Genomic DNA, 25,244 nt, shown 5'->3' on the forward strand with positions numbered 1-25,244 from the left:
ACTTACACCTCTACTTTCTCTCTGGCCGATGCGGACGCCAAGAATTCAAGACTGTCGAACTGATACGTGTCCAGGTGGACACCATTTACTTCACAAAGCAGAAGCTTTGGCGAGTCGATATCGATGATTGGGAGCAGATAGTAATCGGCAGGCGCAGTATTCTCGATATTCATGCGGACCAGAATAGTGATATCAGGCGTTACGCCTTGATTCAGTTTTATCAACCACCGGAGGGATCCTGCCTGGGTCTGTCGGCATCGAGAGAGTACCATTGATGCGCTGTACTCTCCATTGATCAACAGAAGATCGCTCGTGGAATCTTGCGTTACAGTCGCGCCCGCGGCACCGAGCTTTGAGGTGACATCTGAGACAAGTTGTGGGTACATCTGCCGAAGATCACGATTGATTTCTACATACCGATAGTCACGGTCTGGTTGGAGACCGATCTGCTTATACGCCGCTAGTAGGCTTCCGAATCTAGATCGATAAACGCTGCTGGATGGCATCGAGTGGCACGCGTCGATGAGTTGCCCAGAGAGCCGCGAGTTCTGATCGGCCAACTTACTTAGTTTCGCAATCAACTCGTCGTTGGTTATCTTTCGAGCTCGTTCTTGAATGATTCCTCGAGCAACAAAGAACTCTTCGAGGGAAACCACCGGTTCGAATGCTTGCTCGTGACGAACCCACATTTCCGGAGCGTTCTCGACTCGCTTCTTCTTCAGTTTGAAGGAAGTGCGGTTGTAGACATTGTTTCCAACGTACTTTTCGTTGGTGAGCACTTGATTGACGGTTCCCCGATTCCAGGAACGTCCGAGATCGGTTGAAATGCCCTTTTCATTTAACTCGTTTGCGATCTCGGCTTCCCGCTTTCCTTCCACAGTGAACGCGGTATAAATCCAGCGAACTGTCTCAACCTCCTCGTCGGGTCCCGGAACCAAGATCACTCTGTCAGTCTGCAGGCTTTTCCGCTCACCGCGTGCCAGCGGCCCTTTCTCGACGCCAGCCTGACTGATCAGCATGCGCCGTAGACCGAAGCCTGCCGGTCCGCCTTGCCGGTATCCAAGTTCGATTAGTCGGCACTGGCCTTTGAAAACCTTGGTCGAAAGCTCACGAGAGTACTCTCCAGCCATGGCTCGCTTCACACTTTTGATGATTGTCGATGTGGGACCACCGTCATTCTCAAATGGCTCGGCACAGTAATGGACTTCTATCCCGGCACGTTTGCACAGATATTCGTAGTAGGCGCTTTCATCTGCGTCTTGGAACCTCCCCCAGCGGCTAATGTCGTAAACCAGAATTGCTGAGAAGTCAGCTTTCCCGCACTGCACGTCGTCGATTAGCTGTTGGAGCGAGGCGCGCCCAGCCACATTAAGTCCACTTTTTCCCTCGTCCGCATAGGTCTTTACTATTTCGAATCCGCGGCGTCGGGCGAAATCCAAAATCGTATCGTCCTGATTGGCCGTAGAATATTGCTGGTGTTCGGTTGACATTCGCACGTATTGTGCAGCCCGAGTAAGGGTTTGAGGATGCTCATCAAGAGTTCGCAAATTCACAATTGAGCCTCGTCATTAACAAAGTCGCCGAACATTTATACGCAGAACAAATGACAATTCTGACTGCTAACTGTGGCAAAATGCGGTAGGTTACTGTGTTATTTCTGTGGGAAGTTCGATGTCTACCGATGGCAACGAAAGGAATAATGGCAGCGCACCGAGCCATCGATGCGGTCCGCAACCGCGTTCAGGCCGGCTTTGCGCAGCTTGATTCGAAGCGTTTTGATCACGCTTCTAATCGCAGAATCAGACCGCACACCTTCCCATAGTTCTTTGAGTAGGACGTTATGCGGGACATAGATGCCTGGAGTGCGCATCAGTCGAGCTAAAATTTTGAAGGGCAGCGTATTACCTAGAAAACAGCACTTGCCGTCGTGGTAGACGCAGAGCATCTGCTGGTCGATTCGCGGCTCACTGCTCAGGCGTGTGTCGGTAGTTTCCTGGTTTGGTGGCCTAAGTGCTGCTTCGATAGTTGCTTTCAATGTCTGGAGGATCTCAGAGTGCGACCGGTGTTCCAGGATCAGTGTGTCAATCGCATCGCGCATCAGCTTCAGGTCTTCAGCAGCAATCATCACATGTGCCTCGGTGGAATTGAGCCTTTTCCATTCAACTTTGGCACGGCCGGCTTCGAGAGGCTAGCCAATTCTCTGTAAGTTTGGCCCTCTGGAGAATTCAAAGACTAAGAAGGTCCATCCGTTAGGGGGGGGGGGGCCGTGATTATCACCCCATCACTTGACCTACGACGGCGACGACAGCATGCTTTCCATCGCTTTTGGTTCGAAATCAATTCACCGGCCAAGCAGACTGTGGTACGAATTGAGGAGACAGCGTGTTCCAGTCCCAGCACGGGATAAGTTTCAAATAGGGTAGGCGTTCGCGGAAAGAGCTGGCAGACGGAGTGGCTGTACAAGGTTGTCGGGACCGGCTGACACGCGTCACCAAACTGCTCGCCCTTGCCATCCACTTCGACCACCTCATTAACGCCGGAGCAGTCATATCCCAAGCCGAACTCGCCCGCCTCGGCCAAGTCAGCCGCCACCGCCTACCCCAAATCGTGAACTTACTGCACCTCGCTCCCAATATCCAACACCCAATCCTGCATCTCCCCCTGCTCACATCCGGTCGCGGTCCGATCACGGAACGCGAAATTCAACGGGTGAGTTGTATTCACAACTGGGAAAAGCAGGCAAACAGGAAGCGGTGCAGCGATTTTCGGCATGACGAAAAAGCGATTCGCTGCTCGCAATCGCTGTATCCGTGGTCTATCATTTATTGATAGACTTCCCGCTTCAAAGGAAAAAGACATGCCCCACTACCATCGAGCTATCGAAATTCAACAGCGACTTGAAGCTGTTCTTGAATTGGTTGCGGCTGGACAATACTCCACGCCACAAATTGCCGATGAAGTAGATGTGTCGACGGCAACGATTTCACGTTGTATCGACGCTTTGAGAAAACAAGGACACCGCATCGAGTCCGTCAAGATCGACGGTCAATGGTGTTATCGGCTGCAAGGAAGTGGTCAAAAGGGTTCGTCCAATCTCGCAAAGGCAGGGAAGTCATGAATGCGGAACTACTCAAACGAATCATGCGAGCCATCGCCAATGGTTCACAAGACGACCTCGAACAGCTTGCGGCGCGAGTCATTGATCGCGAACGTCAAAGCGGACACAGTCGGCTGGCAAATCAGCTCGAAGGCATTATGAGCAAGCCGCGTCCCCAGGTCGGTCGACCGGAAGGTGGCGGTAGTTCTGATCGAAATCTGTCCCAGCTACCTGTTAGTCGCCGGCACCAAGAGTTGCTCGCGACCTTGTTGCCACGTGAAGAACTCGAGCACCACATGGTGTTGCCGCCGGAGATCGAGAAACGCTTCGCTCGTGTCGAACAAGAATTTGCCGCCCGCGAACGCCTCGGAGCTTACGGTCTGAAAAACCGTAAGACGATTCTGCTTTACGGTCCTCCCGGATGCGGAAAATCTCTCGGAGCTAAACGTTTGGCATGGAACACTGGCCTTCCACTACTAAAAGTCCGTTTCGACGCGCTCTTGTCGTCCTATTTCGGTGAGTCTGCCAGCAATCTGCGTGCAGTGTTCGACTCTGCCAAAGCACAGCCTTGCGTTTTGCTTCTCGACGAGTGTGACTTTATCGCGAAGTCAAGATCGAACACGCACGACATTGGCGAGGCATCACGTATCGTCAATTCCCTGCTGCAATTGATGGAAGAATACGACGCGCCAGGACTACTGGTTGCCACAACCAACCTTGAAAACTCGCTCGACGACGCCTTGTTCCGTCGTTTCGACGATGTGTTTCAGATTCCGCCTCCAGGTGAAGATGAGATCAGTGAACTTCTTCGTACTACGCTTTCAGCCGTCAAGTGCGATGATAAACTTGCTTGGAAGAAAGCGATCAAGGAACTCGTCGGATCGTCCGCCGCTATGGTGGTGAAATCAGCCCGAGACGCAGCCAAAGCAGCCGTCCTGGGAGGCAAGAAGATTGTTGACACCCAGATCTTGCTCGCTGCCATCGACGAGAACAAACGAATCAACGAGTAGCGTTTACAGGTCCACGAATGCCGCCACCACCGTCGGAAAAGCCCTTTGACCATTTGCCGTTGGTACTGACCGGATCGGGTGACTCTCGCCCGCGAAAGCCGGTGGTGATGGATCCGAACCCGATAACCGAAGGTAACAAGGCAAACCGAAGCGGACACGCTTCGAGCTTGCGGACGTCGTCGTTGGCTGTCGCCGAGCGTTGGAACGAAAGTCAAGCCGAGCGGGTCGCGGCAGGACTGCCGTCACCCGAACCCGGCATCCCACTCTTATTGCAGATTGACACAGCGTTCGACCTGGACATTCTTCGACGACAGTTCAGTTTTGAAATTGTCTCCGAACACGATGACGGCTTCGTCATTGTCGTCTCCAAAGATTTAGATCTGAGCCTGATCCAACAGAAGTTCGATGAATTCGAGCAAGAGGTGTACGGATCGGGTAGCATCGCCCAGATTCATGAACTCGTCAACGATGAGACACAGGAAGAACGACTTCGACGCATTCTTACCGATCAGTTGCTCAGCGAGTGGCCAACGCTCGCGGATGACGCTGAGTACGTTGTTGATGTCAGTATCGCCTGCACCGGTGATTGGCAGATTCGCAATCGGCTCAAGCGAAATCCGCGATGGAAGCCAGAAACATGGGCAAGAAAAGAAAACGACTGGTCAAACGATCGCTTAGCCGCATACGAGCGATGGGATGCACTCAAAGATTCGCGGCTAGACGATGTCGAGGCGATGCTCGCACCGTACAACGTTCAAGTTCTCAACAATTGGGACAATTCCGATGCGAAGTCTGTCCAACTGCCTGATAGCTTTACGCTAAGAATCCGAACCAGCGGTAAAGGACTCCGCGACTTCGTCCTCAACTACGCTTACGTTTGGGAAGTCACTGAACCGGATGAAATTGAGACACCTCAGCAAGCAGCACGCAACCTTGCTGACCTGTCGGCCGGCCTTACCTTCAATGCTCCATCGACCAATGCCCCCGTTGTTTGCATCATTGACAGCGGCATCCAAGAATCCCACCTGTATCTTGAGCCCGCCATTCGCGATTTCGAATCAAAGTGCTTTCTCGAAGGTGCTACGCCAACTGATGTGACTGACTGCGTCAAACCGAGCGGACACGGCACGCGCGTCGCTGGCGTCGTTCTGTACGGCGAGAATGTCCCAAAGTTCGGCATCGTCGACTTAGACTGCTGGATTCAAAATGCTCGCGTACTTGATGCACACTGCAAGATGCCGCTCACGATGCTGCCGGCTGCGGTAATCCGTGATGTCGTCTCGCATTTCAATCGCGGCAAAAATCCAACGCGAATCTTTAATCACTCGATCAACTCGGCCGTCGCTTCACGCACACTGCATATGTCGTCGTGGGCAGCGGAGATTGACCAGCTATGCCACGATCGTGACATTTTGGTGCTCCAAAGCGTTGGCAACATTCGTCAGTCCAATCCCATACCCAACCCAGGCGTCGCCGAACAACTGGCCGCTGGCAAGTCCTATCCCGACTATTTGTCCGAGCCCGCATCACGCATTGCGAATCCAGCGCAGAGCCTGCAAGCGTTGACAGTCGGATCGGTTGCCTACGATACCGTCAACGCGGGCGGATGGCAGAGCCTTGCCAAACAGGGCGGTGAACCCTCCGCGTTCAGCCGCAGCGGCCATGGCATTTGGGACACCATCAAACCAGAGGTCGTCGAGTATGGCGGCGACTATATGATCGACGGTTCAACACCGCCAAGCGTAACCTATCCTGCCGCATGTGCGTCGGCGTATCCGATTCTGATCGGGTCAACGCTCCACGGCGAACCTGCAGTCACCCAAGACGATGTTGGCACCTCCTACTCCACGCCAAAGGTCGCCCGGATCGCGGCTCGTTTGGCGGCTGTGATGCCAACGAATTCGTGCTTGCTCTATCGCGCCCTGATCATCCAATCGGCACAGTGGCCGGCGTGGGCCGAATCCCTCCCCATGCACGAGCAGATCAACATACTACGTCGTTTGGGATACGGGATTCCCAACATGTCGCGTGCGACCGAAAACACCCAGTATCGTGCAACATTCACCACGTCGAGCGACCAAGTTCTCGGCACCAAGCAATGCCACGTGTTTCAAATCCCGATTCCAGCAGAACTACGAACGCCCGGTGGTGAGTACGACATCCGAATTGATGTGACGCTTTCGTACTCGGCCACTCCACGTCGAACCCGTCGATCGCCCCGCGGCTACCTAGCGGTTTGGCTCGATTGGATTGCCAGCCAGTGCGGCGAATCCGCCGGCTCATTTTTGAATCGAGCACTGGCAACCGAAGATGATCCAGTCGGCGACCGCAATGGTGAACTGCCGTGGACACTGCACCCCATGACGCAACATGGACTATCCGGCGTGCGACGCAACCGAGGGACCGTTCAAAAAGACTGGGCCATCGTCAAATCGAATGCCCTGCCAGAAGATCTCAGCATCGCCGTTCGTGGACACCAAGGCTGGAGTCATGATCCCGACGAGACGGCATCCTACGCAATCGCTGTAACTTTCGAGATCGTCGGCCAAGAGATTCCGATCTATGAGCCGCTCCGTACTGCGGTCCTGGACCTACAGTTTGTTGTCGAAGTAGAGGTGGAAGCAGAAGTTTAACGTCAATTGGGGATGTCCCCTGCGTTAAAACTGGTGGTGGCCTCGCTGGCTAAAGGGTACTGGAAAAGGTCTTAAGTATCAAACAGGTGATGGAACTAAAGTGATGGGGCCCGTGCCGTCGCCGGCTTTTTTGGTGTAGAATTGTGTTCTCTCGCCAGGGCGGCAATCAGCTCAGGAAGTTCCTTGTGGCCGCCGATTCGATGGAACCCCTTTTCGGCCTCAAGCGGTGCGTACGACAGCCAGCGAATCGCCTGATCCGTGTCGGCTCGGAATCGTGTTACACGGCCCAAGCGGCGACGCGTGTTCTGGAAGGAGTTCTCAATTGCGTTGGTACTTAGCAGTGAACGATGGAGCGTGTTTGGCACTTCGAGTCGGTGAAGGGCTAGCAGGTCCTCACCGGCTTCATGAAGGCTCTTAAACGCCTCGGCATTGAGTGCTCAAGGAATGCCTCTAGCTCGCCGACGACCTCTTGTGCGGCGGTATAGCCCTGCACGCTACGGAGTCGTCTAAACAGTCGAGCGAGTTCACCCGTATGACGCTTCGATAGCTTGCCACGAATGTTGCGTTCCTTGTGGACCAAGCAGCGTTGGATGGCCGAGGCGGGGAAGTGCTCCTTGCCCGCTTTGCAATACACTTCGGCATTCTGCGGATAGATTTCGGAGTCGTCCGGCTTTCCAGAGTCTTTCTTCGAGAGTCGGGAGTTGGCCGGATAGGCCAAGACAAAGGTCGTATTCTTCGTATAACCCGCAGTAAACGCGGCCACTTAAAAACCCGCTACCTAGCGAGGTACAGCGGGTCGATTTGATGAATACTAACTCCCTTATATCATGCACTGTAAACGCCGCTGATGAACGCCGAGATTTATGAATACTACGTACCATTTAACGGAGGTCGGCTTTTGACACTAATCTGGGCGGCCTGACTTGCCGTTTATTCTGACGGTCTGCGACGCTGTCCGAAGTTCTTCGAATTTCTCTTCAGGGATTCCGGAATGCTCAATCGAAGCCCACCGAAGTGTTTCAGATAGGCTTAGCGACTCTAGATGTTGCGTCGTCAACCAAGGAACCTGGGTGCTTAGTCCCTCGAGCCTTTCAAGTGAGAAGATTAATCTAAATACCTCCGGAGTCACTGGTGCTAAATCCTGAGCTAGTACCAGAGTCTTAGGGTTTGTTGCGTTCAGTAGGCCTGCAATATCTGATCCTGAGAAATTGTTTTTGCTAATTCTGAGCACGTCGACGTTTATCGCTGGTGCCTCAACGAAGCTGTTGTTCCTGACGAACCCAATGCCACTGAACCAAAGTTCGTTTGGAGCAACGTTGAGTATTGAAGATAGCGATTTTTCACTCAATACTTGGTCACACACGTACATCCCGTGAACATCGTGTTCCAAGTTGTCAAGCAGCCCCGCGTCTTCATCCACAAGTCCGAACAATACGAGGTCAATGACGCAGTCTTCGGGTATCTCGTTGAGCCAGGCGATGACATTCTTTGTTAGCATCTGCTTTTTGGATGCGGAAACGCGAACGTACATAAGGTGGTCAATCGGGATGCCTGTTAAAGTATCCTCTTGGAGTTCGTTCAAATCTAAATGAAGCAATCGCAAACCCGATTGGAAAAAGCTGGAGACTCGATGGTCAAACAGCAACTCAAAACAAGCACCAAACGATTCTGCCAGCCAGCCATTCGGAGCAAGGGAGTAGTTGGAGACTCCCGGCCGGTCGAGGTTGGCAGTAATCCGCCATTTCTCGACTACATAAGTTGAAGGGAAACATATCACCGCTACGCATACGGGAACTATTAGGACCAGAGTTCGCAATTCGATTCGTCTTGACCGGAATAACCGCCAGGAAAATAGAGTAACGGCCACGGCAAGAAGTGCCGCGATGAAAATCCAAGCAGAGGCTTGTGGAAAAAGAGACAAAAGCTTCCAAAGCAGAAAGCCCCCCAAAGCTCCAGCCAGGAGCATCAGAATATGTATTCGCCGAATTGCGGCGGTAATTTCTCTTGGAAAGTTCATGACCGGTGGCAAAACCCCTTCTGTGCATACCCGCAATGCTAACCCCAAAACCACAATGATGTTTCGGCAACAACGCCCGATATGTAGCGTGTGGTTTGTTTTGCTCTGTCAGGCGGCGGAGTTTCGCGGCTTCCCCTGCAAGAATTATTACGTTGCGGGGAATGGCTAGGAACTTAGTCCAGCTGGCCGACAGAGAAATGCGCAACAATCAGCGTTCCAAATCTGGCAAGCCTACTGCGTACACTATGGGGCAGCGGTACGTCTCAAGCCAACAATTGTTGACTGCTAAGCTGACGTCGGATTTGAGCTAAAACTTGGGGAGGCTTCCACAACTTTGGAGCAAAATTGCTGCGTATTATCGATTTCACCAGGATCAGCGGTTTGCAATCGAAAAACCAACGATAAAAACAATCACCACTATCAACAACACCAGGAGCCCGGTGCTAGTGGAAATGCCGCTACCTGGAGAATTGGCGCCAGACTTTGATTTGACTCTTGTGTCTCGAATTGCCAACCCGCACAAGCTAATGATCATGCCGGCACCGAGCACGAAGAGGCTGTTGAAACGCCCGGTAGACAACTCGTTTGGTGGAAGCGATGGAATGATCCAAAATGCGACCGCACCATAAGCAAGCGTTACTATACCGATGACGAAGACTCCTGTTCCAAACTTGCGGCGCAATTGAAAGCGCGGCACGGCGTGAATAGTGTCAGCCTCTGGTGGGTGGTAGGGGTTCGTGTTCATGGTAATCGAGCCGTTGGCATGGAATGGACGGTTCCAGGTAATGTTGATACGCGAAGGCTGCAAGTTGCCGTCGGTATTGTTCAACCGTGACGGTGGGTCCAGCGGCTAGATTTCTTCGACAGTCGTGTCAGCGCCGAACGGCTCCAAAAAACTTCTGAGCAGACTAGCACCGTAACGATCCTTTACTTTTGCCAGAGGAATCTCACAGCAGTCGCGATCCCGTAGGGTTTGCTTTGATAGTGATTCGCATTCAGGCTTCTTTAAACCGGTGACACGGGCGAGTCGCTTGGCAAGGTCGCGCACTTCCCAACCAGTGCCCTGAGTCCAACCGTCCCCGTCTCGCCAGCCATGAATGCGAATAGCTACCATGGTTGCGATTATAACAGCACGGCCGGCAGTTCGGGTGCCGGAAAACTAGCGCGGAAATTGATCTAGCCTTCCAGTATCTATTGGCAGCCACGGTGCCGTCGAATTCAAGCAACACTTCTGCTAAATTGCATTGGATCGATGCCGAACCGTCCCCCATTTGCTGCCCTTAATCCTTAACCCTATAGTGTGACGCGGTGAGGAGATTCGACGTACAGTCGGTTCCCTCTTGAAGAAATTCGAGGAACCGTATTCGAGAGTAGCTGAAGCCTTGACCAGCTTCCCTTGGTCATGATCAAAACCAGGCTATCCTCAACGCTAAGAATGAGTTTCTAATGGCACTCACACAAATGCAAATCATTCAATCCCTTGGCGAAGCGATGGGTTGGTTTGAACGGGAGCTTAATTGGGGAGTGCCAGCCACGGAACTTCGGCACTTGTGCGGGAGGATTGGGGAACTTTATGCAGCGCTCATCACGAATGGCCAGATGGCTACCGAAGTCAATCAGAAGGGCTACGATGTCGTCAGTTCTAATGGCGAGCGAATCTCCGTAAAAACGACGGCAATGTCCGGTACATCAGGGCATATCTCGTTTAACGCCAGAACCATTGGTGATCTTGACCGAGTCATCATATTGCGAATAAACACCGAGGAAATGCAAATCGAAACTCTCCTCGATGCATCAGTGAGCGAAGCCATCGGACTGATGGCTGCGGAGAGAGATGGGAAACGCGACTTGGCGCTGAGCAAGCTGATCAGGCCAGCTATTAGACCTATTGAGGTTGGAACGGTGAAAGAGGTCTCTTTTGAAGGATACACGGTCCGAGAACTAGAAACGGGCACGATCCAAGTTGAACTTGCTGGAAGGCCGATTTTGCCAGTAAAGCCAGCCTTGCGGAGACTCGCAATGCACCTCAACATTGCGTTGATAAACACAAACGGAAATGCGCTCAACACCCGTTCGCTCGGTAGCCTAGTAATAAGGAGTATTACCCAACTTAATGCGACATAGGGCCTCGGGCGATGCCCTGTGCGTACACCAATAACTGAGAGTCGCCGGGAAAACCAAGCAGTTTTCCACGAAGGGTTCGTTCCGGACACCGAAGCGAACCTGCTTGTTAACCCGATTCGTCCGGGAGAGCAGAGAGCGCGAGCATTTTGGGCCAGATTGGGTCCAGCTCGACCGATGAGCAGCGCGCTAAAACCGCAGGGACGGGTTCTCTGAATAGCAGGTTGTGAGAAAACCTTGCAAAAACCACTATAGAAATGCAAAACGCCGAGGCGAAATGCTCTCGGCGTCTTGAGTTAACTAGGTTGTCGTCGCTATTCCGCAGCGAAAACAAGCTCCTCCGGTAGGACTCGAAGGTAGCCATTCCACTTTGGACTTGCGTTGGGCAAACGCTGATTTTGTGTTGATTTCCTTGCATTTTATGCGATTTGTAGCATTTTGCTAGGGCCGTCGTATTGAGCCTGTATTGGGCTTGAATTGCCAATACTGCCCCATTTTTGCCCCACAAATCGGCGTCGTTCTGGCTGCGTACAAGCCTCCGAAGCGAAGCTTGCAATGTACGTACATATGCCGTACAATTGCTGGTAATGAAAAGGAGCAATCATATGGCAACTGCTAATACATCAACTAAGTCAGCAAGGTTGGAAACACGTGTTTCCCAGGAGCAAAAGGACCTGATCGAGCGAGCTGCGGCTTATTCAGGGAGGACGGTATCGGACTTTGTTGTTGCGCACGTGGAGGTTGCTGCCAAAAAGGTGGTCGAAGAATACGAGCGTATACACCTGGATAAGGAGCAGAGCCGCGTCTTGGTGGATGCTCTTCTGTCGCCTAAGCGGCCAAATAAGAAGCTCCGCGGTGCATTGGCTGAGCACAGCAAGCGAGTCGAAAGCAAATGAGCGATTTCGTATGCGAGCCGCTCAGCAAGAAACATGATAAGCAAGCATTTGATTGTGGCATCGCCGTTCTCAATAACTATCTTGCCAAAATTGCTAGTCAAGATGTCAAGCGCAAAGCGGCAGCAGTGTTCGTATTGTCGCCAAGTTCCGAACCGTCTCGTGTCGCCGGCTTTTACACACTCTGTTCAACTTCGATAGAGCTCTCAGCGCTTCCCCAGGAACTGACCAAACGCCTGCCACGTTATCCCGAAGTATCTGCAATTCTGATTGGTCGCCTAGCACGAGATGTTGCGTTTCCGGGAACCGGTTCATTGTTGCTTGCCGACGCGTTAAATCGCTGTGTTCGCGTCTCATCCGAAATCGCGGCCAGTGTAATTGTCGTCGATTCCAAAGGCGAGGCTGCGTCCAATTTCTATTCAAAGTTCGGCTTTATATCACTTCCACGAATGCCCCATCGAATGTTCCTGCCCATGGCCACTGCTGAAAAGCTGTAAGTTCATCACTCTGTTTACCCGGACACGCCGTTTGTGTTTCCGGCTTGCTCCTAAACTAAGCAAGTTACTAAATGAAAGGTAATTTATGAGACGGAACTGGCGATACCGGCCTTCCATCCGCGAGCTAACTGCCGAAGAATTTGGCCACCTGCTGCACCTCTCGCACATTGTCGGCAGAGCAGTCCGAGCCATCCGGTTTCACGAAACGAAAATCGTGTTCCGCGTCGTTCCTGTGCGGGACCAGTACCTGAAAGCCCAAACTCCTGAGATCACTTGTTGAGTGGCGTAATCCCAAGCAGAATGAAGCTTTGGCTACTTTACCTTGGCGGTGCTATAATGACTACAGCGTTACTACGCAGGAGGTAACCCATGAATCTAGTACTCAATCTTCCGGCTGACCTGGAAGCGATAATCAAAAAACGCGCCGAACAGGCTGGGCTGGACATTCCCACCTACGTTTTGCAGACTCTTCGTGTTTCAGACCTCGAATTAGCAGGCGAGCCGTCGATTTCCAACGAGCAATTTGAAGCGAGCCTTAATCGACTCCGGGAGCTCCACTCTAAAGTTCCAGCCACTTTTGATGATAGCCGCGAATCTATTTACGAAGGTAGGGGCGAGTGAAGGTACTGCTCGACACCAATGTCTTGCTTCGACTCGCAGTAGCGTCGCATCCCACACACCCCGATGCAGTCTCAGCAGTCCTCGAAATTCGCCATCGCGGTGATCAACCTGCAATCGTTCCCCAAGTGCTCTATGAGTATTGGGTAGTTGCTACGCGTCCAACTGCGCAGAACGGCCTTGGCCTTACACCTGCCGAAGCCCGGCAGGCAATCGACGAGTTTCTGAAGTCAATTGCCTTACTTAGAGATGAGCGGGGGATCTTTGCCAATTGGCTCGCGGATGTGACCGACCTCGCCATTTGTGGCAAACGTGCCCACGATGCGCGCTTGGTTGCAGCGATGCAACGACACGGACTACACCAGATTGTCACCTTCAATAAGTCGGATTTTGCCGGTTTTCCAAACATCACAGTCTTCGCACCCGACGAAGTGTGTCCGTAGTACGCCACCGCCCCCACTGCTATTGGTAGTAGGAGTTGACCGCGGGCTGCTTGGTGTAGTAGAGAACGCCCGCGAGCTGAATCATCAACTCGCGGGCGTCTGTATTTGGGCTAGGCGGTTATTTTGGTAACGACGCCGGAGCCTACTGTCTTGCCGCCTTCGCGGATGGCGAAGTGGTCGCCGGTGCTTAGGGCGATGGGTTGTAGCAAGTTGACTTGCAACTGCACGCCGTCGCCGGGCATGGCCATTTGGACGTCGCCGATGACGTGGGTCTTGCCGGTGACGTTCGTGGTGCGGAAGAAGAATTGCGGCGTGTAGCCGTCGAAGAACGGAGTGTGACGTCCGCCTTCTTCCTTCTTGAGCACGTAGACTTCCGCTTCGAACTGGCGACGAGGTGTTACTGAGCCACGTGCGGCGAGCACTTGGCCTTTGTGGACTTCGTCGTGAGCAGTCTTGCGAAGCAAACAACCAACGTTATCACCTGCTCGACCGGACTCGAGGATTTCGGCGAACGATTCGACTTGAGTGACGACGTCACTGACTGTCTGATCGGTCAAGCCGATGATCTCGATGGCGTCGCCGGAACGGACAATGCCTTGCTCGATCTTGCCCGTCACAACAGTACCGCGGCCGGCGATCGAAAACACGTTCTCAATAGGCATGAGAAAGGGCTTGTCGATCTGTCGCACCGGATCGGCAATCGTCGTATCTAGTGCCTGTAGCAGCTCGTTGATACAGGCGATCGAGTCCGCGTCGGTCGGGTTGTCGTGAGCCAACTTGGCTGAGCCGCGGATCACAGGCACTTCCGCGCCAGCGTAACCGTACTGCGTGAGCATTTCTCGCAAGTCGAGTTCAACTAGCTCCAGCAGCTCAGGGTCTTCGACCAAGTCGCACTTGTTCATGAACACGACCAAGTAGGGCACGCCAACTTGACGCGCCAACAGGATGTGTTCGCGAGTCTGCGGCATCGGTCCATCAGCGGCCGAGACCAAGAGCACCGCGCCGTCCATCTGAGCCGCGCCGGTAATCATGTTCTTGATATAGTCGGCGTGACCAGGACAGTCGATGTGCGCGTACATTCGGCTCTCGGTTTCGTACTTGACGTGCGAAGCCAGGATCGTAACAGTCTTGTTCTTGTCGCGAACAATGCCTCCCTTGGCGATGTCTTGATACGACTTCACCTTGGCCAAGCCCTTGGCTGCCTGGACGCGCAGCAATGCTGCCGTAAGTGTCGTTTTACCGTGGTCGATGTGACCGATGGTTCCGACGTTGACGTTCATTTTAGTAACCATAGCTCTAAACCTCCTTTGTCGAGGAAATACACACCCGCTGGCCAATCGCGAAGGTGAGCAGCCTCCGCAACCTTTTTGTGCACTCGCAGCGCCAGAGCAGCCGGCATGTCAAACGGAAAGGAACAAGTGGATCAACGAAAAAAGCCCGCCTAATCAGGTGACCAGGCGGGCTTGGGTAATCTGTTTTGTACTGCAACAACATCCCCCCACCGCCTCACCAGTCGTCTGATGAGTCGTTTGAGTTTGATTGGCTGTTGTTGAAATGATTCATGCCTTTGCATTCTCCTGTAGGACTCAATAGACAAGTCGCAGATGCATCGGTTCGCGCTGAGATTTCGAGATTGGAGGGAAATCGGTCTCGCCGACACAAGATCTTGCCACAACCTTGTCAGCCAATTCATTGCCTTCGACAGAATAACAGAATATTTCTGACGATCTCCAGCCCCCGTGACCTAATGTGTCACGCGAAGGTGAAATGCTAGCGAAACCGATTGGCTGTGATTCGATTTGGAAGGAGTCGCGGGGAGGGAGTCCATAGGACGGATTCGCTAAGGAGGCGTTTAGGTAGCTCGACTTGCGATCGGCCGAGACGGGAAGTCCCTTAGAAAGCTTCAGGAGATAGCGTTGGAGGCGGATTGGAGAGTTCAACGGAAGCTGTGGCATACCGTTAGCCGAAACCATGTTCAACGCCGCTAGGAAAGACGTTTGCACTTAACTTGCGATTTTCGAGGGTCTGAAAGAAATCCGGCATCGACTGTTATAAACTCGCCTTCCTGTACGTCATTATTGTTGGAGCACACGTGACAGCGCGATACTTGGAGCTTTTCGATGCACGACTGGGATGAGATTCGAAGAAATCACGGTCCAATGGTCTGGAACGCCATTGGCAGGATTCTTCGGAATTCCGAGGATATCACGGACTGCTACCAAGATGTTTTCCTTGAGGCCTTTCAACGATCTCTTACGCGTAGCATCAATAACATGCCGGGGCTATTGCGGTGGCTAGCAGTCCATCGCGCTTTGGATTCATTGCGAAAGTTGAAAGCTCTGCCGAAGATCGCCGCAAACCGAAATGTTGACGGAATCACATGCGACAGTGCTCGCGATACGCAACGACTAAATGAACTTTTGGAGACTGTCCGATGTGAGCTTTCTTCGCTTTCTGTGGAGCAGGCGGAATGCTTCTGGCTCTGCTGCGTAGAGGGACTGAAGTATCGTGAAGCAGCCGAAGTAATGGGGCTTGAGACTCAGCACGTCGGAATGTTAGTTCATCGAGCTCGCAAGCACTTAAGCCAAGCTCTCATCGATTGGCATGATGGTCGCAACGTCTGACAATTTTTAATCTTTTAACGCAGGGGGCTGCCAACAATGGTCCGTCAAGAATTCAATCAAGGCGATGAAATACTCGAAATGGCTGTTCAGCAATTTAAGCAGCAGTCTATCCCAGAATTCACAAACCCAAGCGTTGCCTTTCCCGTTGAGAGTGCAAGTCGACAGCACATCGGGTTGGCATCGAATTTTTTGAAACGAAGGAGTAGTACGTTTTCTAACCGCCGCTTGGTTCTAGCGGTCGGGGTGGTGTTCGCAATTGTTATTGGAGGGTTCTCAGTGCTTCCTTGGGAGAGCACAAGTCAAAGGGCTTTTGCACAAATGCAAGAAGCGATTCGCGACCTGAACTCATTAGTGTTTGAGATGAAGTCGTATTCCGGCGAAGAAGTAACGGGAAAATACCACATTTCGTACGCACAGGCAGGCGACGTTCGAATGGATAGCGGGCTTGTCTCCCATATCCTCAACGTGGCTAAAGAAGAATATATGATAGTGGATGATGCGAATCGGGCTGTTACGATTCAACCTGTTTATGATATGGCTGCGATACAGGAGAAACTTGCCGGAGTGTTCGGCGCATTGCTAAATCTGGAACCATTGCCTTCTACCACTATGCGCACGGTGTCAAACGACGGCAAACCTGCAAAAGAGTTCAAGACTGTTTGGGATGGAAGTGTTGCAACTGTTATAGTTGACGCTAAAACGAACTTGCCTATGAAGATCGAGTTGGATCGTGGCAAGAGTCAACACGATAAACCGATTCGTGAAGTAGCAACGAACTTTCAGTTCAACGTCAGCTTACCTGATTCCAGCTTTGCAATACTTCCTCCGAACGGATATGGCGTCGAACGAATTGAGAGACATGACCCAATCGTATCATCAGACAGTCTAATTTTGACTATTGGCAAAGGGGTCGGTCCAGTTCGTTTCGGGATGAGTCTACAGGAGGTGCGAAATCAACTCGGGGATCCTGACTCATTTGAATCAAAACCTACTTTGGTCGCAGAGCTTGATGAGAAAGGACAACTTAAGCTGCCAATGCAACTCGTACCGGCCGATCCACCGCAGATAGTTGGCGTTATGCAATATCGGTCGTTAGGATTGCAAATAGACGTCTCATCAATCGAGGGAGTCGAGTGGATTAGATGTTATGAAAAGCGGTTGACATGGAATCGATTCGGTGGAATGACGTCCCACGGAATCAAGATCGGAATGTCTAAGAACGAAGTCAAGTCCGTGCTCGAAAAAGACGAATCGGCTAGTAGAAACTGGAAGCAAGCCGACGACCGATGGCTCTTGAGTGGAATGGACGTAGTCTTCGAAAACGACAAGTGTGTAAACATCACGCTAGGCAAGCCGAATATCGCTAAGCAACAGTAAGCAATAGCATTCGATCGCGATCGATAAAACACCCGCGAGTCGAGAATGCGACCCGCGGGGGTTGAGTTCAATTATACAGCGGTTGAACCGGGGTCTAACTCGCGATTATAGCTCGATCGCTTCAACTTCGGCGACGAAACGCTGGTTGTTGTCAGCGAGGAACGCACTGATGACGTTGAACACGGCGTCACTGAAGCCACCGATGTTCATGATGTCAGCTCGCTCGCAAGCTTGCGTTGTTTGATACGGCTGGATGTCGATGCAAACAAGCTTTGTGTTCGCGTCGCGGCCGGCCAACTTGCGTTGGTTGGCTACGAAGGCTTCCCACGCCGTCATTACACCAGTCGATCCGTGACGGCCCGTTCCAACCCAACTCTCGTTGTCGCTGACCAGTACAACTCCCGCAAACTTGCGTTCGCGGTGCAGCACATTGGCAGCTTCTAAAGGTAGAGCACAGTTGGTTCCACCGCCTCCGTACTTGCTCAGTCGCTCGGCGATGCTGAGGATCGAATCGCTTGGAGCGATGCGCACATCGTAAGCTTGAGTGTCGAACGGAATGACAACGCTGTCCGGGTTGCGACGCAGGATGGCTGCGGCGAACAAGGCGGCGACGTCGACGCAGCGCATCTTCGAAGTAGCTCCACGGCCACGGTTACCCGTAACGGCGCATCCCATCGAACCTGACGTATCCAGACCGATTAGGACCGGACCAGGTAATTCAGGCACGTTTCCGCACGCGATCTCGGCTGCCTTGTGCAAAGCGGCCTTGATCTTGGCTGGCATCTGGTCGTCAGTGTTCACATACGCAGCAAAGTACTGGTATGGGAACTGACGTGAGCGAGCCACTTCAGCAGCGTCGGCGATGCGATCGGCAACATAGTCGACCATATTGTGGCACGGCGGTCCCCCGCCGTGATCTTCGGTGGGGACCACCGAGCTACGTTCAAACACATCGTGACGTAGCAGAGTGTTCAAGTTCATGCGTAGTGCCTGCGGTCCCATCTTACGAGCGATCGCAGCCCACACGCTCGGCCCCTTGGCAGCATCGGCGAGCAAGTCCCAGCGGACACCCGCTAGTTCCCCCATAACGAGCAACTGAGTCGCTTCGTCTGTGGCTGCGCGGTAGGCTGCTATTGCTTGCACCTCGGCTGGCAAGTTGGCCTCGCCGGCAGGAGTCCACTTTTCGATGGCCTTATCCGTCAACCAACCGAACAGCGCTCGACGCTCGTCGTCCTTCGGAGTCGGACGAGCCATACGCAGGATATCGCGCAGGCTCGGCTCGTTGCCGATAGACGCCGACAGTAACTTTGCGACTGAGGCTTCGTTCAACCATCGCTGGAAGGCACGCTGCACGGAGCTCGAAAGTCCCGTTCGCGCAATTCCAGCTCGGTTCTTGAACTGGCCAGAGCGGATCATCTGGAACGTGGTTCGCAGCACGCGTCCGTTGTCGACTACGCGATCGAACACTCGATGCATCAGTTCTGTGTTGCGGACCGAAAGGGCGACCAGCAACGCGGCTGGCATGTCCTTCATGGCTGCCTTCTGCCGAGCGTACACAGCCAGCTTGGCCAGGTACTGGTCGTCGTCGATGGTATCGATCAACTTCAGCACTTCTCCGAGCTGCGTTCCCGCAGTTGAGTAGTAGGCATCGCCAAACGTACCGGTTGCGGCAACTTGGGCCAGCGCCTGCTTCGGTTCGAGCGTGTAGGCTCGACCACCTGCTTCGTTGACAGTGTCGGCGCGTGGCAGCCGCGAAGACTTGCTTGAGAATAGTGACATGTTAGCCATGGATTCGTCCAGACTGAGCGGCAATGCGCTAGCGGCCGGTTCTGGCAATACAACGCCTGAAGAACCGACGGCTAGCGCCTCGTCGCTCAAAAAACTGTTCGACGAAGGGTAGTTGAGAAAGGCTTTCGCCATCTTAAGCAAAGATGTAATCCCAACTGGCAGTCGAACGAGAATCGCAAAGTAGATCGAAGCACTACGCTTCGTCCGCTTCCCCTATTTCATTTGTTTGTATCTATGCGAATAGAGACTCGCTTTCATCATCAAGGTTCACAGAAAAGCGACTGACGAAGTGTGACCAGAGCGCCATGACGACGTGCGTCAATTGATAGCTCCCGCTATCGCGGCTAAAGGGTGGGGATGTACTCCGAGTCGGCAGTCAGTCGTGGACGATTCTATTTGCGTTTCGACTTCAGCATCTTTCGCATTCGTTTCCACACGCTGCGACCACTTTCGGGGTCCAACCGGACAAGCTGCTGCCGTCGCGTGTCGATGGTGTGTAGCTTGCCAGGTGGACGCTTGGCGTATACGAAGGGCAAGCAAACTGCGATGACCTTAAATGGTTGACCTGCCTCACGCGCCATATATCGCGAGCGTACTGGTTCATCCGGCGGTAATGTAGAGCTGGAACAGCACCACAGGAACGACGGCAATTCGAAGACTTCATTCAACACAGTGACGTAGTCGCCGCGTTTAATGTCTTCTCCCGCGATCCGTGCTGCGACGGTGGTGTGCGATTTGGGTTGCGTTTTTGTTTTCATGGTTTTACATAGCTGTTTGAGAGAGTGGATTTGTACGTGTGCAGGTTCTTCGTCCGACGCTCGATTACTCGGCGCCGGTTGGCATAATCACGAAGAATCTGAATTGCACACGCATGGTTCACTCTTTGACAGTAATGTGGAAAACGAATGATGGTTTGAAAGCTAGCCAGACGGTGAGCTAATCGAAGTTCGCAGTGGGAAGATTCAATCCAGCTCCCTAAAAGTACTCGTCGCGATTGGAGCCATCAAAAACGGCCCGATCGCAGACAGCAGTTCTTGAAGCGTTGTCTGCTGCCACACGGGCATGGATCGTTGCGGCCTAGTTTTTCCTCGAGTAGCTTGTCGCCGTGGACAATCTGCACGCCGCGTTTGACGTTCGTCTCCGAAGGGTAGCCGCGTCGGCGTTTACTCATCGGTTCGAAAAAAGGAATCTTGAAGGTTGTTGTCGCGAATGATAGAGCTCCTAGTGAACACTGAGCGGTACGGCGCTAGCCGCCGGTTCTAGTAAGATCAGAAGAATCGAGATCAGAAGAACCGAGGGCTAGCGCCCAATCGCTCACAATAGAAAGAAAATGACTCGCCACGACAGTTGCCTATCGCGGCGAGTCGTAACAATGCAAATGAACGAAGTGGTTTGTTCAGATACTTTTGGTGTTGGTTAATGTAATCCGAACAGGCAGTTCAAATGCCAGAGCCGACGACTGGATTCGCACCAGCATTGATCTGTTTACAAGACAGATGCCTTTCTCAGTCGAGCCACGTCGGCAAGAGCAGTCTATAGGTGTTGGCCTGTAGACTGAAGTATGAGAGACCTAAAGACGATTCGGGGTTCACGCTCGCATGTAAAGAATTCAACTTATTTGAACCATTGGTCGCTCAGTCTAATTTTGCCACAACCAAATATTTTTCGGTACGCGTGCTCGGTAATGCATTTGTTGCTTGCATCATCCCTGCGTGTGTTACCGTGAACCCGGCGATCTCTAGCAAGTAGGGCACTGTTGCCAGCGATTGGATGGCAGCCAGTGGCAAACAGTCAGCGAAGTCAGTGGCAAGGCTGGACCAAGCACTCCGACTGTAAAATCCATCGATGAGTAGCACGGTTCCCTGGGGCTTCAACCAATATCGCCAATTCACCATGGCCGAAAGCGGGTCGTAGAGCCCATTCGCTAATTGCCGCGAGATAATCACGTCAAAGGAGGCCGGCGGAAAAAGCGACATTTCGTCCGGCGAGTCGCAGAATCCTTGGCAGATGCGCACCGAACTCAACTCTGGCTTGCTACCCAATTTCTGTAGCATCAAAGTCGAAGGTTCAAGCGCCGTCAGTTCGAGACCGCCAATTCGAATGAGCATGCGGCACATTGCTCCGGTTCCTGCGCCCGCGTCCAGCACCGACATACCGGTCTCCAGTGCAAACACTTGGGCAATGTCGGCTAGACAGGCAAGTTCATCAACTTCGCCAATTTGCTGCGTCCAGGCTTCATATTGCTCGACGGCCGCAGCATCGTAGCTGGAAAGATGCTTGGCTCGGAATTCAGATTGAGATAAACGGTAGGTCATATCGTTCGTATTTGGAAAACAAAAAGATGGCGTCCGCCGGTTGGGAAATAACCGACAGACGCCTTAGTTTACAGCAAGTTCATAACGCGATCGGTCAATCCCTTTTCGCCGAGTACGATATTCATCTTGCCCGCCGTTGCGATCTTCTCGAGAACTTCCAGTTCTCGGAGTCGCATCAGCGTTGGGTTGTCGGCCAACAGCTTGGCGGTGTTGGCCTGGCTACGCATGGCAGCGGTTTCCTCGCGGCGTGCGATCAAGTTGGCTTCGGCCGCCTTCTTGGCTTCCGTTACCTTGTTCATCAGGTCCCTCATGTCGCCTGGCAGAATCACGTCCTTGATACCTACTGAGCTGACTTCCAGACCCAACACACTCGCCTGCTCGCGCACTTGCTGCTCAAGCTCCTGAGCCACATCGTCCTTGCCGGTCAAAAAGCTATCGAGTTCACGTCCGCCGATCACCGCTCGCAGCGCCAACTGCACCTCGCGGTACAACGACTGTCGAACATCGCTCGAAGCGCTCACGGCGCGACGAGCGTCCTTGATCGCGTAGGTTACGATCGCGTTCATGCGGAGCGTCACCTTGTCAAGCGTCATGATCTCCTGACCACTGACGTCAATTTGTGACTCTCGCATATCGAGCTCAACAACGCGCGAGTCGGCTGCATCCTTCCAGTATGCGTACAGACCCGGTTCGAGCTGAGCTACGAAGCGACCGTCGATGAACAGCACACCCACGTGATCTCGTTCGACCTTGCAGATGTCCAGCAATCGAGCAGCTTCCGCGGCACGCACGATCGACTTCAAATCTTTGTGCTCGAATCGTACGTCTCGCGAATCGACAATTTCCACTCGCACATCACGAACACCAGTCCAGTACACGTACAGTCCGGCGCCGAGAATTCGAGCGAATCGTCCATCGATCCACACGAGCGCTCGCTGGTAGTCCTTCAAATCCAGCACTTCAGCCTTACCGGCCAATGCGCCGGACTTGACGATAACGTCCAGTTGATCGTCAGCCAGCCATGGATCTCGCTTTGAGACTACGCGAACGCGAATCTTGTTCAGAGGATCAATGATCCAGTGTGTACCAGCGTCGACCAGCCCCTTGAATTCGCCTTCGCGGAACTTCAGGCCAACTTCGTAGCTGCGAATCACAATTCTCTTTAACATGAAGCCGCCTCCTTTCACGAAAGCGAGTAACAAAATGCCGATCAATATCAGCGTAAGGTGTTTGAAGCAGAAAGAGGCCTTGAGGCACCGAATTGTTCGTCAATCACACGCGACTGCTACGGAGGAAGGCTTTGACAGAGCTCTGTCGATAAGATTGGATCGAACTCTGGTGACAGACGCGGTAGGAACAATGCCCTACAGCCTCAGCACTTTCATTGCGATCCGCCTCTATCAACGTTGCAATGCTTCGGCAAACCTACAAGGTGAAGTCATGTGCTGCTGCGGCCAGTTTGTCGTCTACCTTCCGATTCACGCAGCGGCTTTCACCGATTCGTTAATGTTCCAGTCTACAACTCACCAACTCGCAGCCGATCGAGCGAAACAATCGTTGCCCGCCAGCTTCTGTGGTGGACGCTTTCGCGCCCGGGTTGGTTTTCAGCCAACTTGGTGCATCGACGGGAGTCGAACCCGTGACCGTCAGGTTATTAGCCTGATGCTCTACCCGCTGAGCTACTTCAATCGGTGTTGCTTTTAGAACCCGTTCACGGAACACAGTACGCCAACTGCCGAAAGGCAGGGCAGTCTGCGCCGCCGGAACAACATCGACCAAATGCTTACTTACAAGCAGGAATGCAGTGGTTCGAACACTGTCCATCGGTTTTGGAGGCCGAGTCCGCTCCCAGGCGAACATTCCTGTATTGTGAACGGTTCGGCGCTAGCCGCCGGTATCGAAACCGAAGGCTAACGCCTATTCGCTCAGTCACAAACTATGTTTCCAATTCAACGTTCCAGTACGCTTCGCTGATAAACTTGTTCCAGCTCTGGATGCGATTCATGCGCTGGGCATAGATCGGCTTCCAATTCGGACGGACCGGTTGCTTGCGAAGCTTCATGCGAGCTTCGGCCGGCGTGCGATCTGCCTTGCGAGAATTGCAATCAACGCAAGCTAGAACGCAGTTGGTCCAGCTTGACTGGCCACCTTGAGCACGAGGAACAACGTGGTCGATCGTCAGCTCTTCGCCACCAGGCTGCTTGCTACAGTACTGGCAGGTCAGCTTGTCGCGCTTGAACACGTTGCGACGGCTGAACGTTACCGACTGCGTCGGCAATTGGTCGAACTTAGTAAGGGCGATCACTTCAGGCACGCGAAACTTCTGACGCACTGACTGAATGAACGGTTGGTCGCGATCTGGCACCAACTGGCTCCAATCGCTCCAGTCAAATAACTGGTAGTCCACCGGATCGACTACCTTGGCGGAGTCGTTCCACAGCAGGATCAGCGCACGAGCGACCGTGGCCACATTGATCGGCTGCCAGTTGCGGTTTAGTACCAGCGTCGGAAGCTGGAGCGTCGGGCTCAAGCCCATGAAGTTCGTCTGTCGATCCAGATTTGCAGTGTTCACGTCAATTAGTCCATGTGATTTGAAGTCCAAAGTGTTGAGTAAACTGTGTAAAAGGGACTCGCGTTAATAGGTGATTGTTCACGAAAATAATGCATGGAAAAACACTCAACGAAGTAATGGTCAGAGGTTAGCCCGTCCGAAAATGAGCAAGCGGACGGAGCGGGGTTTGAACCCGCTCAATCTTGCGATTGACTTCCATGTACTCCGAGCCGTCAGTTGAGCATATATTGGTTCACTTGACGAAGTTGTGGACAGAGATCCGGCCCGTATATCAGTACGAGCGGGCCGGGCGAGATTCGAACCTGCTAAACCATGTACTCCGAACCGGCAGTCAAGTGAGTGTATGTTTTATGATCGACGAAGTGATGTGTCAGAGGGTTTACGGCGCTCTACCACTGAGCTACGGCGCAATGTTTCAAAACAAAGTCGCGCCGGTGGGACTCGAACCCACGACATCCGGCTTATAATGCTGTACTCCAACTCGGCAGTCGATCAAGTAGCCCGACCAGGAATCGAACCTGGGACTTCTCGTTAGAAGCGAGAAATGATGTCCGTTTCACCACCGAGCTATCAACAAGCGGAAGGCAAGGGAGTCGAACCCTCATCTCTAAACGAGAACCGCGTTAGCAGTGCGGCCCAGCAAACCGTATCTGGCTACCTTCCAAAACAGGCTTGAGACTGGAGACCGGAGGCTGTAGTAAAATCCCTACAGCCTCTCGCCTCAAGCCTCCCGCCTACTAAGAGGTTCGTTCGAGAATCGAACTCGATCTTCGTTCTTACCAAGAACGCGTGCTCCCGGAACACTTACAAACCCCAAAGTAATGGGCACACTCCGCTGTGCCGTGACCTACAAAACCAGCGGACGGCAGAACGGAGTCTGCCTGCTACTATGTGATCGCGGATGGAATCGAACCATCGGTCTCCTGCGTGTCATGCAGGCGTCTTAGCCGCTGGACCACGCGATCGTTTACTCAGTAGTCGAGACAGGAATCGAACCTGCAGAATCACCTGGCCCTCGACCAGATCGCTTTACCTGTTTGCGTACTCGACCGTCAGTAAGTGGCGGGTCCAGGAATCGCACCTGGCAGTCCAAGCTTATGAGGCTCGGATGAACACTAGCCCACCCGCGAGTTGCAAGCCCCGGAATCGAACCAGGCGACCGACCGTATGAAAGTCGACTCAGTACCAACTAGCCTGCAGACTTTACGAAGTCACGAAGAGGAGATTCGAACTCCTACG

The 25,244-nt window shown here is 53.0% G+C and carries 24 protein-coding genes, 5 tRNA genes and 1 pseudogene; 11 read left to right on the plus strand and 19 right to left on the minus strand.

Features of this window, described 5'->3' with window-relative positions; translation table 11 throughout:
* Positions 1-2: 2 nt before the first annotated feature.
* Together Q31a_RS19265 and Q31a_RS19270 are read right to left on the minus strand one after the other, a co-directional pair.
* Positions 3-1,553, minus strand: a complete 1,551-nt coding sequence (locus tag Q31a_RS19265) for a recombinase family protein (protein ID WP_231690837.1) — start codon at positions 1,551-1,553, stop codon at positions 3-5.
* A 122-nt stretch (positions 1,554-1,675) separates the two neighbouring features.
* Positions 1,676-2,125 (minus strand): winged helix-turn-helix domain-containing protein, encoded by a 450-nt coding sequence (locus tag Q31a_RS19270; RefSeq protein ID WP_145081581.1) that lies wholly within the window; start codon positions 2,123-2,125, stop codon positions 1,676-1,678.
* Between the two features lie 645 nt (positions 2,126-2,770).
* On the opposite strand from Q31a_RS19270, the gene Q31a_RS19275 reads away from it, so the two are divergent.
* The 3 genes from Q31a_RS19275 to Q31a_RS19285 are packed head-to-tail and all read left to right on the plus strand — an operon-like array spanning position 2,771 to position 6,740.
* On the plus strand, positions 2,771-3,118 hold the full coding sequence (locus tag Q31a_RS19275) for an HTH domain-containing protein (protein WP_145081584.1): 348 nt from the start codon (positions 2,771-2,773) through the stop codon (positions 3,116-3,118).
* A complete protein-coding gene (locus Q31a_RS19280) occupies positions 3,115-4,107 on the plus strand; it encodes an AAA family ATPase (protein ID WP_145081587.1) in 993 nt (330 codons plus the stop codon). Before Q31a_RS19275 ends, Q31a_RS19280 begins: the two co-directional genes overlap by 4 nt.
* 17 nt (positions 4,108-4,124) lie before the next feature.
* Complete coding sequence (locus Q31a_RS19285; RefSeq protein WP_145081590.1) at positions 4,125-6,740, plus strand: S8 family peptidase; 2,616 nt, start codon at positions 4,125-4,127, stop codon at positions 6,738-6,740.
* Positions 6,741-6,835: 95 nt separating this feature from the next.
* Here Q31a_RS19285 and Q31a_RS19290 read toward each other — a convergent pair.
* The 4 genes and pseudogenes from Q31a_RS19290 to Q31a_RS19305 form a co-directional block, all read right to left on the minus strand.
* Positions 6,836-7,338, minus strand: a pseudogene (locus tag Q31a_RS19290) (transposase); the annotation flags it as partial.
* 306 nt (positions 7,339-7,644) lie between these two features.
* A complete protein-coding gene (locus Q31a_RS19295) occupies positions 7,645-8,322 on the minus strand; it encodes a hypothetical protein (protein WP_145081593.1) in 678 nt (225 codons plus the stop codon).
* Positions 8,323-9,130: 808 nt separating this feature from the next.
* Positions 9,131-9,502, minus strand: coding sequence for a hypothetical protein (locus Q31a_RS19300; protein WP_145081602.1), 372 nt, complete (start codon positions 9,500-9,502; stop codon positions 9,131-9,133).
* Between the two features lie 105 nt (positions 9,503-9,607).
* On the minus strand, positions 9,608-9,871 hold the full coding sequence (locus Q31a_RS19305) for a hypothetical protein (protein ID WP_145081605.1): 264 nt from the start codon (positions 9,869-9,871) through the stop codon (positions 9,608-9,610).
* 332 nt (positions 9,872-10,203) lie between these two features.
* Here Q31a_RS19305 and Q31a_RS19310 point away from each other — a divergent pair, with 332 nt between their 5' ends.
* The 5 genes from Q31a_RS19310 (at position 10,204) to Q31a_RS19330 (ending at position 13,329) form a co-directional block, all read left to right on the plus strand.
* Entirely contained in the window at positions 10,204-10,881 is a 678-nt protein-coding gene (locus Q31a_RS19310) for a DUF6998 domain-containing protein (RefSeq protein ID WP_145081610.1), read from the plus strand.
* 602 nt (positions 10,882-11,483) lie between these two features.
* Positions 11,484-11,774 carry a type II toxin-antitoxin system TacA family antitoxin gene (locus Q31a_RS19315; protein ID WP_145081614.1) on the plus strand — a complete coding sequence of 97 codons (291 nt, stop codon included), beginning with the start codon at positions 11,484-11,486 and terminating at the stop codon, positions 11,772-11,774.
* On the plus strand, positions 11,771-12,268 hold the full coding sequence (locus Q31a_RS19320; protein WP_145081617.1) for a GNAT family N-acetyltransferase: 498 nt from the start codon (positions 11,771-11,773) through the stop codon (positions 12,266-12,268). Before Q31a_RS19315 ends, Q31a_RS19320 begins: the two co-directional genes overlap by 4 nt.
* A 369-nt stretch (positions 12,269-12,637) precedes the next feature.
* A complete protein-coding gene (locus Q31a_RS19325) occupies positions 12,638-12,889 on the plus strand; it encodes a hypothetical protein (RefSeq protein WP_145081619.1) in 252 nt (83 codons plus the stop codon).
* Positions 12,886-13,329 (plus strand): type II toxin-antitoxin system VapC family toxin, encoded by a 444-nt coding sequence (locus tag Q31a_RS19330; RefSeq protein ID WP_145081622.1) that lies wholly within the window; start codon positions 12,886-12,888, stop codon positions 13,327-13,329. The genes Q31a_RS19325 and Q31a_RS19330 overlap by 4 nt, the downstream gene beginning before the upstream one ends.
* 110 nt (positions 13,330-13,439) lie before the next feature.
* Here Q31a_RS19330 and tuf read toward each other — a convergent pair whose 3' ends face one another.
* Together tuf and Q31a_RS19340 are read right to left on the minus strand one after the other, a co-directional pair.
* Positions 13,440-14,621: an elongation factor Tu gene (tuf, locus tag Q31a_RS19335; protein ID WP_145081626.1), complete on the minus strand. Its 1,182-nt coding sequence runs from the start codon at positions 14,619-14,621 to the stop codon at positions 13,440-13,442.
* A gap of 294 nt (positions 14,622-14,915) precedes the next feature.
* Complete coding sequence (locus Q31a_RS19340) at positions 14,916-15,332, minus strand: hypothetical protein (protein ID WP_145081629.1); 417 nt, start codon at positions 15,330-15,332, stop codon at positions 14,916-14,918.
* Between the two features lie 117 nt (positions 15,333-15,449).
* Between Q31a_RS19340 and Q31a_RS19345 the strand changes: the two genes are divergently transcribed.
* Together Q31a_RS19345 and Q31a_RS19350 are read left to right on the plus strand one after the other, a co-directional pair.
* The gene (locus Q31a_RS19345) at positions 15,450-15,953 is read left to right on the plus strand and encodes an RNA polymerase sigma factor (RefSeq protein WP_145081632.1); all 504 of its coding nucleotides are present in this window, start codon (positions 15,450-15,452) and stop codon (positions 15,951-15,953) included.
* Positions 15,954-15,989: 36 nt separating this feature from the next.
* Entirely contained in the window at positions 15,990-17,330 is a 1,341-nt protein-coding gene (locus Q31a_RS19350; protein ID WP_145081635.1) for a hypothetical protein, read from the plus strand.
* Between the two features lie 105 nt (positions 17,331-17,435).
* Here Q31a_RS19350 and Q31a_RS19355 read toward each other — a convergent pair whose 3' ends face one another.
* The 6 genes from Q31a_RS19355 to Q31a_RS19380 form a co-directional block, all read right to left on the minus strand.
* Complete coding sequence (locus tag Q31a_RS19355; protein ID WP_231690838.1) at positions 17,436-19,250, minus strand: TROVE domain-containing protein; 1,815 nt, start codon at positions 19,248-19,250, stop codon at positions 17,436-17,438.
* Positions 19,251-19,510: 260 nt separating this feature from the next.
* A complete protein-coding gene (locus Q31a_RS19360; RefSeq protein ID WP_145081638.1) occupies positions 19,511-19,876 on the minus strand; it encodes a hypothetical protein in 366 nt (121 codons plus the stop codon).
* Positions 19,877-20,121: 245 nt separating this feature from the next.
* On the minus strand, positions 20,122-20,289 hold the full coding sequence (locus Q31a_RS31455) for an SEC-C metal-binding domain-containing protein (protein ID WP_145081641.1): 168 nt from the start codon (positions 20,287-20,289) through the stop codon (positions 20,122-20,124).
* Positions 20,290-20,568: 279 nt separating this feature from the next.
* Positions 20,569-20,642, minus strand: a tRNA-Thr gene (locus Q31a_RS19370).
* A 110-nt stretch (positions 20,643-20,752) separates the two neighbouring features.
* Positions 20,753-21,433: a class I SAM-dependent methyltransferase gene (locus Q31a_RS19375; protein ID WP_145081644.1), complete on the minus strand. Its 681-nt coding sequence runs from the start codon at positions 21,431-21,433 to the stop codon at positions 20,753-20,755.
* Positions 21,434-21,501: 68 nt separating this feature from the next.
* Positions 21,502-22,602 carry a slipin family protein gene (locus tag Q31a_RS19380; RefSeq protein ID WP_145081648.1) on the minus strand — a complete coding sequence of 367 codons (1,101 nt, stop codon included), beginning with the start codon at positions 22,600-22,602 and terminating at the stop codon, positions 21,502-21,504.
* 34 nt (positions 22,603-22,636) lie between these two features.
* Here Q31a_RS19380 and Q31a_RS30310 point away from each other — a divergent pair, with 34 nt between their 5' ends.
* Positions 22,637-23,137 carry a hypothetical protein gene (locus tag Q31a_RS30310; protein ID WP_231690839.1) on the plus strand — a complete coding sequence of 167 codons (501 nt, stop codon included), beginning with the start codon at positions 22,637-22,639 and terminating at the stop codon, positions 23,135-23,137.
* Positions 23,138-23,369: 232 nt separating this feature from the next.
* Here the strand turns inward: Q31a_RS30310 and Q31a_RS19390 are convergent, their stop codons facing one another.
* From Q31a_RS19390 to Q31a_RS30320, 5 genes are all read right to left on the minus strand, one after another.
* A complete protein-coding gene (locus Q31a_RS19390; RefSeq protein WP_231690840.1) occupies positions 23,370-24,005 on the minus strand; it encodes an HNH endonuclease in 636 nt (211 codons plus the stop codon).
* A gap of 497 nt (positions 24,006-24,502) precedes the next feature.
* Positions 24,503-24,574: transfer RNA gene (locus Q31a_RS19395), tRNA-Arg, on the minus strand.
* 9 nt (positions 24,575-24,583) lie between these two features.
* Positions 24,584-24,668, minus strand: a tRNA-Ser gene (locus Q31a_RS30315).
* 229 nt (positions 24,669-24,897) lie between these two features.
* Positions 24,898-24,970, minus strand: a tRNA-Val gene (locus tag Q31a_RS19400).
* Between the two features lie 10 nt (positions 24,971-24,980).
* A tRNA-Leu gene (locus Q31a_RS30320) sits at positions 24,981-25,056 on the minus strand.
* Positions 25,057-25,244: the final 188 nt, after the last annotated feature.

The organism is Aureliella helgolandensis (assembly GCF_007752135.1).
Taxonomy (GTDB): domain Bacteria; phylum Planctomycetota; class Planctomycetia; order Pirellulales; family Pirellulaceae; genus Aureliella; species Aureliella helgolandensis.